This is a genomic window from Endozoicomonas arenosclerae, assembly GCF_001562015.1.
Classification (GTDB): Bacteria; Pseudomonadota; Gammaproteobacteria; order Pseudomonadales; family Endozoicomonadaceae; genus Endozoicomonas_A; species Endozoicomonas_A arenosclerae.
This window is the reverse complement of the sequence record NZ_LASA01000184.1, coordinates 1-10938: the sequence shown is the minus strand read 5'-3', so window position 1 is coordinate 10938 and position 10938 is coordinate 1. Positions and strand designations below refer to the sequence as shown.

12 protein-coding genes and 1 pseudogene are annotated in these 10938 nt (G+C 47.5%); 9 read left to right on the top strand and 4 right to left on the bottom strand.

The window, feature by feature from the left end; all coding sequences use genetic code 11:
- Positions 1-136: transposase (locus WG89_RS29735; RefSeq protein ID WP_172806921.1), on the top strand; the 136-nt coding region annotated here is incomplete at its 5' end.
- Positions 137-330: 194 nt separating this feature from the next.
- Here WG89_RS29735 and WG89_RS26170 read toward each other — a convergent pair.
- On the bottom strand, positions 331-621 hold the full coding sequence (locus WG89_RS26170; RefSeq protein WP_062270610.1) for a hypothetical protein: 291 nt from the start codon (positions 619-621) through the stop codon (positions 331-333).
- A 241-nt stretch (positions 622-862) separates the two neighbouring features.
- Positions 863-1390: a DUF2062 domain-containing protein gene (locus WG89_RS26165; RefSeq protein ID WP_062270609.1), complete on the bottom strand. Its 528-nt coding sequence runs from the start codon at positions 1388-1390 to the stop codon at positions 863-865.
- A gap of 567 nt (positions 1391-1957) precedes the next feature.
- On the opposite strand from WG89_RS26165, the gene WG89_RS26160 reads away from it, so the two are divergent.
- The 8 genes from WG89_RS26160 to murB all read left to right on the top strand — a co-directional run bounded on the left by WG89_RS26160 (position 1958) and on the right by murB (position 9269).
- Complete coding sequence (locus WG89_RS26160) at positions 1958-4345, top strand: DNA internalization-related competence protein ComEC/Rec2 (RefSeq protein ID WP_062270608.1); 2388 nt, start codon at positions 1958-1960, stop codon at positions 4343-4345.
- Positions 4346-4526: 181 nt separating this feature from the next.
- Positions 4527-5156 carry a MotA/TolQ/ExbB proton channel family protein gene (locus tag WG89_RS26155; protein WP_062270607.1) on the top strand — a complete coding sequence of 210 codons (630 nt, stop codon included), beginning with the start codon at positions 4527-4529 and terminating at the stop codon, positions 5154-5156.
- Complete coding sequence (locus tag WG89_RS26150; RefSeq protein WP_062270606.1) at positions 5156-5584, top strand: ExbD/TolR family protein; 429 nt, start codon at positions 5156-5158, stop codon at positions 5582-5584. The genes WG89_RS26155 and WG89_RS26150 overlap by 1 nt, the downstream gene beginning before the upstream one ends.
- Positions 5585-5676: 92 nt before the next feature.
- On the top strand, positions 5677-6738 hold the full coding sequence (gene lpxK, locus WG89_RS26145) for a tetraacyldisaccharide 4'-kinase (RefSeq protein ID WP_079254063.1): 1062 nt from the start codon (positions 5677-5679) through the stop codon (positions 6736-6738).
- Positions 6719-6940 (top strand): Trm112 family protein, encoded by a 222-nt coding sequence (locus WG89_RS26140; protein WP_062270605.1) that lies wholly within the window; start codon positions 6719-6721, stop codon positions 6938-6940. The genes lpxK and WG89_RS26140 overlap by 20 nt, the downstream gene beginning before the upstream one ends.
- Complete coding sequence (gene kdsB / locus WG89_RS26135; protein WP_062270604.1) at positions 6940-7740, top strand: 3-deoxy-manno-octulosonate cytidylyltransferase; 801 nt, start codon at positions 6940-6942, stop codon at positions 7738-7740. The genes WG89_RS26140 and kdsB overlap by 1 nt, the downstream gene beginning before the upstream one ends.
- A 26-nt stretch (positions 7741-7766) precedes the next feature.
- Positions 7767-8249 carry a low molecular weight protein-tyrosine-phosphatase gene (locus WG89_RS26130; RefSeq protein ID WP_062270603.1) on the top strand — a complete coding sequence of 161 codons (483 nt, stop codon included), beginning with the start codon at positions 7767-7769 and terminating at the stop codon, positions 8247-8249.
- A gap of 3 nt (positions 8250-8252) precedes the next feature.
- Positions 8253-9269, top strand: coding sequence for a UDP-N-acetylmuramate dehydrogenase (murB, locus tag WG89_RS26125; protein ID WP_062270602.1), 1017 nt, complete (start codon positions 8253-8255; stop codon positions 9267-9269).
- Positions 9270-10071: 802 nt separating this feature from the next.
- Here murB and WG89_RS26115 read toward each other — a convergent pair.
- Complete coding sequence (locus WG89_RS26115; RefSeq protein ID WP_062270600.1) at positions 10072-10488, bottom strand: hypothetical protein; 417 nt, start codon at positions 10486-10488, stop codon at positions 10072-10074.
- Between the two features lie 337 nt (positions 10489-10825).
- Positions 10826-10938, bottom strand: a pseudogene (locus tag WG89_RS32385) (IS5/IS1182 family transposase); the annotation flags it as partial.

Genomic DNA, 10938 nt, shown 5'->3' with positions numbered 1-10938 from the left:
GTATTGGGGTAATCACTTTTGGTCAAAAGGCTACTGTGTCGATACTGTCGGAGTAGATGCAGAAATGATCCGTAAATATGTGAAGTACCAAGAAAAGAAAGAACGTCTCCAGCAGGAGAGAGATTTCAGGAAATAATCTGCAATCTTGGGGCAACTCTCACCAGCCTTCTCTGAAGGCTGGCGGTTTCAGCCCCCTTATAGGGGGGGCATAAAGCAAAACCACGTTCTAAGAACGTGGATCATTTACTAGGGGAGGTTTTCGTCTGGAAAAAGTTACACTGATCCAGAAACTGCACCTCCTGATAAGAAGTGCAGTTCTGTCAATGTCGGTTAAGCGTCGTTCATGTACTGGCTGGGGTCGATATAAATACCCAGTGAACGCTTGTCGATACGCTTTTCCTTACCCTGTTCCTTATAGCGGAAGACGACGGTGTCACCTTCGCTGACATCCAGAGTCTTGTCAGCAGAGAGATATTTGTACTCATCGCCGGAGACAGTCAGTGTATGGATATAATAATCGGGCATACCCAACCAGTCGCTGTGAGGGCCGTCGGTGCTGATATTTTCAAGCACACCGCGTCCTTCCAGCTTTGGCTTGCGCTTTTGGAAGCTTCTTTGCATGGCAGTCTTTGGATTACCGAGGAGTCAAAAAAAGAGTTGTTCGAAAGGTGAGTGCTTTAACTCATGCCGCATGCCGACAACTATAGGAAGACCGTGACCTTCTGTCCATAGCAATAGAATGAAAATGTCGCATTTAGCCTGAAAATCAGTCAGCTGGTTTCAAAGAAGTCGCTATTCTGATCTTTTCAGGTGCGGATAAAGTAAAGCTGACACCATCCTTAAGGTAAGCTTAACCTTTCGGTTATGACAGTTTTGAGGATGAACGCTTTCGACGCTGACGCCAATGATGTACTACATTCCATCGCCAGTAAAGTCGGATCAGTAGATAGCCGGCAAAGCCGCCAATGATGCCTGTAATCAGAGAGCCCAGGTATAGTGGTTTCCAGATTCTGGCCAGTTCTACACCCACACCATGTACCGTGAGTTCAAACGAAGTTTCACTGACAGGGACATCCAGGATGTAACAACCCACTTTATAGGTGAAGTAGAAAATGGCGGGCATGGTCACTGGGTTGGTAATCCATACCAGGGCAACTGACAGGGGCAGATTGCAGCGAAACATGACGGCCAGGGCAGCGGCCACGACCATTTGGAACGGGATGGGGATAAAAGCACAGAAAACGCCCACAAAAAAGGCGCTGGCTGCTGAACGTCGATTCAGGTGCCAGAGGTTGGCATCATGAATAGCACTGCCCAGAAACCGTAAGTGACGGTTACCCTTGATGGTTCCCGGATCCGGCAGGTAGCGTTGTATCAGTTTCCTCGCCATGTCCCTTAACTGTACTCTTATCTGATCTGAGACTGCTTTCAGTCTGCAGTTTGGTGCGGCTGCTCTGGAAACTATGGTTCGATGACATGAACTACATACTCCAGATATGCTCGCTCCGGTTGTTTTGATCAGGCAGTCTTGTGCGCATTTTTTAGCTCAAGGCTGTTTATTAAAATGCTGCCAGTTCCTATTTTGGTGAAAACAATGTTGTCACGAGGTGACATAATCATTGTCTTCGCTCATGGCTTGTCTGCTGCTTGGCAGCTAACCGTGCTCTTGAGTGCCGTGAGAACAGTGTAGATTGTAATTCTCACTTCACAAATCACCCTCCTTTAGGTGGTGGGCAAAGTCAGCTGATAGTCGATGATCAAACCAGCATCCTGTCAGCATAATCCAATCTTGATGACTATGCTGTGAACCGGCCATTAGCGGTTGTTGAGCATAGCTCTCATCCCTATTAAGCCGACGATCCCTTTTAAAAGCCCGACATTATGCACTTATTAAATGAAACACACTATCCATCTCCCCACAGGATACTGTAGCTATTTGTCAGGAGTAGTGCTTACTGTGCTGCTTCCAGCTGTACCAGGCGAAATGTCTATCAGGGTTATCGGCGTCTTGGGAGTGCTGTTGATCATGACAGGGCTGCTGACTGGCATAATAAAGGCTGTTGCCCGCCAAGTCACTGTGTCAGGCGCATTAAAGAGAGGTGGGGTTTGCAGAAGGTTGTGCAACGTAAGCACGGGTAGTAAGGGAACAGTCAGTTATCTCTGTGGTTCTTCTGCTTTGTCAGTGTTTTATCCGGGTGTTTTTCTGCTGGGGATCTTTACAGGATTTTTACATGCTGAAGCGCTTCAGGAGAGCTGGATCAGCAAGGAAGTTGAAGGAAAAACACTCAGAGTGGAGGGATATGTCTCCGATCTTCCTGCTTATTATCAAAATCTTACCCGCTTTGATTTTAATGTAAGAACACTTCAGGGTGAATCAATAGCGAATCTGGGTAAGGTTCGACTGAGCTGGTATCAGGCGCCTGAAATAAAAGCAGGTGATCACTGGCAGTTGGAGATCCGGCTTAAACATCCCCAGGGGAATCGAAGTCCGGGGGCTTTTGATCGTGAGGCCTGGGCGGCCCGAGAGAATATTCAGGCGGTGGGCTATGTCAGGGGTGGCGAAAAAATAGCCGATGCAGAAGGTTTTCATTACTTAAGAAGTCAAATCCGAAGCTCTGTAAGGCAGTGGCTATATGAGAGTTGCAGCGAGAATTCTGCAGCTTTACTTTCGGCACTGTTAATTGGCGACAAATCGGGGATTTCCCAACAGCAATGGCAATGGTTGAATCAGTCGGGCACTACTCACCTGATGGTGATTTCGGGTCTTCACATAGGTCTGATGGCTGCTGTTGGCTACTGGTGGGTGATGATGCTGGCAAGATTGGGAGCCTTGCCTCTCAGAAAAATAGTACTGCCCCGATATGCGGCCTGTGTCGCCATTCTTTTTGCGCTGGCTTATGCCTTTATGGCGGGTTTCACAGTTCCGGTTCAGAGAGCTCTGGTCATGACCGGGTTAGCACTGTCCGGCCCGCTACTGGGTATAAAAGCCCGGCCGCTTACGCTGTTCCTGTTGGCGCTCAGTATTGTTCTGACCATTGAACCTCTTGCTGTGACCAGTGCCGGCTTTTGGTATTCCTTTTCGGCAGTTGGCATTTTGCTTTATGGGTGTTGTGGTCGAGTTGATTTGAGCGAATCCAGTTCTGAAATCAAACAGCAAATTGCTCGACCTCGAAGCTGGCTTAAACCCCAGTGGCTGGTTTTTGTAATGTTGGCTCCGATGCTTCTGTTTAATCAGCAGTCTGTGTCTTTGTTGTCTCCTCTGATTAATCTGGTGGCGATCCCTGTCATGGGTGTATTGATCGTGCCGTCGGCTTTTCTTGCCTTGCTGTTGCAACCTTTTCCTGGAGGCTTGTCGGCAGGAATCCTTCAGGCTCTGGATCAGTTCTTCAGGCTTTGGGACCAGCAGCTGTCCTGGGTTTCGTCCATACCTCTTTATATACCCGCTGTGAATATTGGGTTTGAGCAGCTGGTTTTGTTGGGGGCAGCCGTCCTGATATTGGTTGCTCCGGCGGCGCTGGGTCTGAGGATTGTGGCACTGTTTCTGGTGTTACCTTTCCTGTTTCCAAGGATAACCAACCCGAAGCATGGCGAGGCAAATGTAGCGGTTCTGGATGTAGGGCAGGGAGTTTCTGTGTTGGTTCAAACGCAGCACAACAGTTTGCTCTACGATACAGGACTGCCATCCAGAGGGCGTTTCAGCACAGCAGAAAATATTATTCTTCCTTATCTCAACTACTCACGCATATCTAAGCTGGATAGAATCATTGTTTCCCATGGTGATAGTGATCATTCTGGTGGACTGGAAAGGCTCCAACGACATTTTCCTGATACTGAAGTATTGGCTGGCTCATCGGTGGAAGACTTTGAAGGTCACTTAAGCCCCTGTCTTTCGGGCATGAGGTGGCAGTGGGATGGCGTTGATTTTGAAGTATTGTCGGGCAGTCAGCCTATGTCTTCTGATAATGAAAGATCCTGCGTTATCCGTGTTCGTGCCGGATCTCAGGTCATGCTGCTGACCGGGGATATCGGCAAAAAGACCGAGTCTTCATTATTAAGCTCGAACAAGTCATTAAGGGCAGATTTCCTGATGCTCCCTCATCATGGCAGCCGATTTTCAGGTTCGGCAGGCTTTCTGTCTCAGGTTGATCCTTCTCATGTTCTGGTTTCTGCAGGCTATAGAAATCCATTTGGCCATCCGGCCAGAGAAACGGTTGAGCGGGTTAGTGAGCTTGGGGCGACATTATATGAGACAGCTTCTTCAGGTACGGTGAGTTTTGTCATTGGGCAGGAGCAGCGCGAAGTGAAGCGCTATCGCTATGAAAAGTCCCGTTACTGGTGGCGATAGAGTTCGTTCAATATTTATACCGTTCTTATCTATTTTTGTATCTCTGTCATCATTATTGCGGCTGATACGCATGTGCTCGTGGTCAAAAACCGATGCTCTATGATAGAGTCTTTTCATTAAACAGCCTTGGGAGCCTGCCATCAAAAGGACGGGTTCCGGGAAACTTGGAAGGGAAAATGCTGTGTTCGAGTTGGTGAAATCCGGTGGTTGGCTGATGCTGCCAATCCTGCTTAGTTCTGTCATTGCCATGGCGATTATTTTTGAGCGCCTCTGGACGTTGAGACCGTCTCGGATCGCGCCCAGAAATACTTTGTCTCAGGTCTGGAAATGGATCAAAAATAACGATCTGGACAGCAAGAAAGTCAGTGGTCTGCGAGACGGGTCTCCCCTGGGAGAAATTCTGGCGGCAGGCATCAGTAATGCCCGTTATGGCCGGGACATCATGAAAGAAAGTATTGAAGAGCAGGCTGGCCGTGTGATTCATGAGCTGGAACGTTATCTCAATACTCTGGGTACAGTTGCGGCTATTGCACCGCTTTTGGGTCTGCTCGGTACAGTCATAGGTATGATCGATGTCTTTACCGTGATTATGCTGGAAGGTACGGGTAATGCCGGTGTTCTGGCGGGGGGTATCTCCAAGGCACTGATCACAACAGCCGCTGGCCTGACCGTTGCGATTCCGACCCTGATTTTTCATCGTTATTTTACCCGCCGTGTGGATGAGCTGGTGGTGACCATGGAGCAGGAAGCCACCAAGCTGGTGGAAGTGCTTCAGGGAGAGCGAAAGCTGAAAGACCGCGAGGGCAAGTGATGAAGTTTCGTCGCCAGTCCCGGGAAGAGGTTTCTCTAAACCTGACGCCGCTGATTGATGTGGTCTTTCTGTTGCTGATCTTCTTTATGGTTTCCACCACATTCACCAAGGAAACCCAGCTGGCTATCGATTTGCCGGAAGCCAGTGGTGAACAGCGGGAAGCGGTTGAGAAGACGCAAGTAGAGATTACCATCAGTCGAGAGGGAGACTTTGCGGTTAACGGCAAGTCTCTGGTTAACAGCAGTCTTGATACCCTGAAGAATGCCCTGGCGAAAGTCAGTGACGGGGATTCAGAGTTGCCTCTGATTATTACAGCGGACGCCAAGACACCCTATCAGTCAGTGGTCACCGCTATGGATGCTGCAGGTCAGCTGGGCTTTGCCAATCTCAGTATGACAACCCGAAAACCTGTAGAATCCGAACAGTAGTGGTAAGCTAGTCAGTTCAGATTCAAATCCATTTATGCAACGCAGTCTAAAAGGCTGCGTTTGCTGTTTATAAGCAAGAGAATTTTACCCTCATGGAAAACAAGGAATCTCGTCGCTGGCAGGATGTACTCAGCGATTCGGTTCTCAACTCATGGTATGGCAATGGGTTCTGGACCCGGTTGCTGCTGCCTTTGTCCTGGCTTTATTCCTTTATTGCCCTCCGTCGTAGAGATAAGTACGAGAAATCGGCTCGCTGGCAGTCTCCTGTCCCGGTCATTATCGTTGGCAACATTACAATCGGTGGCACAGGCAAGACGCCCTTTGTGGCCAGTCTGGTGAAGCATTTGCAGCAACAGGGCTTTCGACCAGGTATTGCCAGTCGTGGTTTTGGGGCAGGGAAAGGTATACAGTTACCAGCACAAGTGTTGCCTGACTCTGATCCTGCTTTATTAGGCGATGAGCCTGTTATGCTGGCCCAGCAGCTGAATATTCCTGTGATGGTGGATCCGGATCGTGTTTCGGCAGCCAAAGCCCTGATCCAGGACAAGGACTGCGATCTGGTGATCGCTGATGATGGTCTTCAGCATTACAACCTTGATCGTCATATCGAGCTGGTGGTTATTGATGGGCAGAGAATGCTGGGTAATGGTCTCAGTCTTCCAGCAGGACCTTTGCGAGAGTCGCCAGAAAGGCTGAAGCAGGTGGATCAGGTTCTGATTAACGGTGAGCCATCTTGTTCACTGAATACTGCATATGAAAGCTTTTTCCTGGAACCCGACTCACTTCGACCGGTTGGCCGTGAAACTGATACGAAAGTACCTTCATCCGGTAAAGTGCATGCGGTCGCCGGTATTGGCAATCCGGAACGTTTTTTCAATACCCTCGAAAATCTGGGTTTTGAGGTGATTCCCCATCCTTTTCCGGATCATCATGCCTTTGTGAAGCAGGATTTGCAGTTTCAGGACGATTTGCCCGTTATCATGACGGCCAAGGATGCAGTAAAATGCACTGCTTTCGCAGAATCCCGTTGCTGGTTTCTGCCGGTTCAGGCCCGGGTGCCTGAGGCGTTTTTTGAACGAATTTTGAAACTGATTGAAACTAAAGGGCCGCAGAGTCGGTCAGATAAGGATACCCATGGACAAGAAGCTGTTTGAGATTTTGGCCTGCCCCCAGTGCAAGGGTGATCTGAAATACGAAAAGTCAGCGGCAGAACTGATCTGTCGTCCTTGTGGCGTGGCTTATCCCATCCGTGATGGTATTCCTGTCATGCTGGAAAACGAAGCCCGTACCCTGACAACTGATGAACGTCTGGAAGGGGGAGAGGCTGCTCCTTCTCAAGAGGATACTTCTGCCTGATGAGTGCTTCCACCGCCCCCTTTACGGTTGTGATTCCTGCCCGTTTCAGCTCCAGTCGCCTGCCAGGCAAGCCTTTGGCTGATATCTGTGGCAAGCCCATGATCCAGCATGTTTATGAACGTGCCTGTGAGAGCCAGGCCAGCCGGGTCATCATCGCAACTGATGATGAGCGTATTATCAAAGTGGCTGAAGGTTTTGGAGCTGAGGCTTGTATGACACTGGCAGGTCACCCTTCCGGAACCGATCGTCTTCAGGAAGTCACCCGTCTTTATGAAATGAGTGACAACGAAGTCATCGTCAATGTTCAGGGTGATGAGCCGCTGATTCCCGCCAGAGTGATTGATCAGGTGGCCAGTAATCTGATGCAGGCTGAATCGGCTGGTGCGGCCACATTGTCTGAGCCAGTGCGAAATCGAGATGATCTGTTTAACCCCAATGTTGTAAAAGTCGTGACGGATCGAGAAGGTTTTGCCTTGTATTTCAGTCGCGCTCCAATGCCCTGGGCCCGTGACAACTTCTCAGGAGACAATGCTGAAGCTCAGATTTTGCCTTCTGTAGATATCTTCAGACGCCATATTGGTATCTATGCCTACCGTGTCAGTCTGCTGAATCAATATGTGCAATGGGAGCAGAGTCCCATTGAATCTGTGGAGTCTCTAGAGCAGCTGAGACTGCTTTGGAACGGACATCGAATTCATGTGGCGGATGCTATTGAAACGCCGCCCCATGGTGTGGATACCGATGAAGATCTCAAGGCGCTCAGGACGCTGATGGAAGCCAGGCTGGCGGATATTTCCTGAGTAACAGTTATCAGGGAGGAGGGTGAATGGTTAAGGTACTCTTTGTCTGTCTGGGGAATATTTGCCGTTCCCCTACGGCTCACGGTGTTTTTGTTCATCAAGTGCTTGAAGCAGGGTTGTCGGATTGGATAGAGGTGGATTCGGCAGGTACCAGTGGCTGGCATGAGGGAGCAAAGCCGGATAAACGTTCGATGAAGGAAGCGGCCCGTCAGGGGTATGATCTTTCATTTATTCGTTCACGCCAGGTTCGTGACTCTGACTTTGATGAGTTTGATTACGTACTGGCTATGGATGAGAGCAACCTCAGTGATCTGTTGGCTATTTGCCCGCAAGATCATGCCCATAAGGTTCAATTGTTTCTATCCTTTGGTGAAAGCCTGGAGCATGAAGTTCCGGATCCCTACTATGGTGGTGAGCAGGGTTTCACCCATGTGCTCTCTCTGGTCGAGCAGGGTGGTCAATCGCTGCTACAGCACATTCAAAATCATGCTCAGAGTGACTCGCGGTAATTCATGAGAATGTTTGAAAATTATTCCCTTGAGACTTTGAATACCTTTGGATTCAAAGTCTCTGCCCGTTATTTTGTTGAAGCAGAGTCGGTAGAAGATATTCGTGAGGCTATTGCTTTTGCTGCCAGAGAAAATGTTCCTGTCGTTCCATTGGGTGGTGGCAGCAATCTGGTGCTAAGTGGTAACCAGGAAGCTCTGTTTGTTCATGTTAATTTACGGGGCAAAGAAGTCGTCAGTCGGGATGGAGAGACCGTCTGTGTTAAAGCGGGTGCAGGTGAAAACTGGCATGAGTTTGTCCGTTGGACTCTTGCAGAGCAGGCTTTTGGCTTTGAGAATCTCTCATTGATTCCAGGTAATGTAGGAGCAGCGCCGATCCAGAATATTGGTGCCTACGGTGTTGAGATCAAGGATCATTTTCAGAGTCTGGAAGCTCTGGATATTCAGACGGGAGAGTTAAAATCCTTTTCTCTGGATGAGTGTCAGTTTGGCTACCGGGATTCTGTTTTCAAGAATGCTGCTCGAGACCATTTCATCATCACTTCCGTTACCTTTTCTCTTGATGCTGAACTATCCCCCAGGTTGGATTATGGTCGCCTGAGGCAAGAGGTGGAGCAGAGGTCTCAAGGTAGTCAGTCTGAAGCTTTTGTTATCAGTGAGGCGGTCTGCGATATCCGAATGGAAAAGCTCCCTGATCCCATGGTATTGGGTAATGCTGGTAGCTTTTTCAAGAATCCGGTGGTTGATGAGAGTGTGCTCAGCAAGCTACAGAGAGATTTTCCGGATATTGTGGCTTATCCCTTTGAAGGGCGCTGGAAGCTGGCAGCAGGTTGGCTGATTGATCGTGCCGGACTCAAGGGGTTTCGCCAAGGTGCTGCTGGCACCTATAACAAACAGGCTCTGGTGTTGGTAAATCATGGCGGTGCCGGACCCGATGATGTTCTCGGTCTGGCAAAGCATATTCAGAGTGTGGTTTTTGACCGCTTTGGTGTTGAACTTGAGATGGAGCCTCGAGTTTATTAATGCGACCACGATTTATCTAAGTTTTATAACTGAGTGCTATTACTGGGCAAAAGAGCTTTCTTACTAAAGAGTAGGCACTTATGTCTTAATTTGGATTTGAAATCATGTCTTAAAGTCCAGAGTCTTTTCTGATGACCTCTGTTTGGGGGTCTCTTTTAATACTGGTAGTGGTTGCATATCAGTGATCGTTACTATGACTTCAAGCATCTGTTAATCGTCGTGCTTGTTTGAGCGGGTACCTTTAGTCCTGTGATGCTAATGACCGACAGCTGTCTGATAGCTAACAGTATGAGTTGAGTGAAGAAGGACTACGGTTGATGGGGGGATGATCTTCGGGAAAAGGATAGAGTAGCGTCACGCATCAAGAATATGCCAGTTAACTTTGATCTCTGGAAAGGTGTAAATCTTTGCCTGTGAAATTTTATTTTCCAATGAGAACGAACAAGTCAAATACTTTCCAGACTTATCCTCAATAATTCTAATTTCTTTTCCTGATTCCTGGCAAAATACGGCAAGTTCTGTTTGTTTTGACTTCAAACGGGCCTGTATCGAACCTTCCATGACATGGAATGAAAAAACAATTCAATTCCTCTTCTATCACTCATCTTATAAACGTAGAAACCCTCGTGAGGGATGCTATCTATAGGCTCGCTTCCAAAAAAACTTAGCATCTCGGTTTCGTCAGGAACTTTAAGCACGTTATTACGCCTTATGTTCTTAGAATGGTCTTCAGGGCCAAAATTTGGCTGCGTATATACTCCTGCGCAGGAGCGTGAGAGCGAGTAAATATCTGTTTTAGAGTTTATGAGCTTTCAATCCAACTAAAGTTAGTTGGTAGTAATCTTTTTCCGTGTTGCAAATTGTCAGAAAAGACTTTCATTTGCTCTGCATATTGATGAGAATCAATATCATCATGATATTCATCAAGGTGCCCGGATTTAGTGATATTATTCCATTGGGATATTTCATTATGAAAGTGTTTCTCAAGCAAATCTACAATCTCAGTCAGTAGCATGGGTCTTGTTTGCCAGATCCAACCTTCTCCATAATCGACCATGTCAATAGGATCAAATTCAACACTTATAACATAAGCATTAGGCTTCCCCATGATGTAATAAGAAACTACAAGTAAATCCAAGTCAGTTATTCTTTCTCTATAAATACATATTAGTTTTTTTGAACTTGTAGCTATATACCTTTCTATTTCTTCAAGATTCATAGGTTTCTATATATTATTCATCAATAAAAATGGCAGGTTTGTGGCGAACCCCGTCGGGATCTCGGATATCGATATTGAAGTGTGGTCTATCAGAATGCTTGCCTCGATCATGTATTTTTGAGCTTTCTGGATCATTAATATTTATTAAATCACCTCTGTATGTATTTCTGCGGTCTCTCAAACCGGGAAGAATGTTATCAGGTCCTGGTCTTAGGGAACCTGCGAATAACCTCTAATTTACTTCCCTTCTTGAATCGAGTTCGAAGTAGGACTGAAATCAGAGGTCTCAACCCCTTATTTGTATGATATTTAGCCACTTTCGTGACTTCAGGGCGGACTAACCCTGTGCCCGGATCATTTGATCCAGTCGAACAATATTCGCCAGGGCAAATAAAGTAGACAGTTTATTGTCATTCTTCTTCAAACCTCGATACCTGGCTTTTATAAATC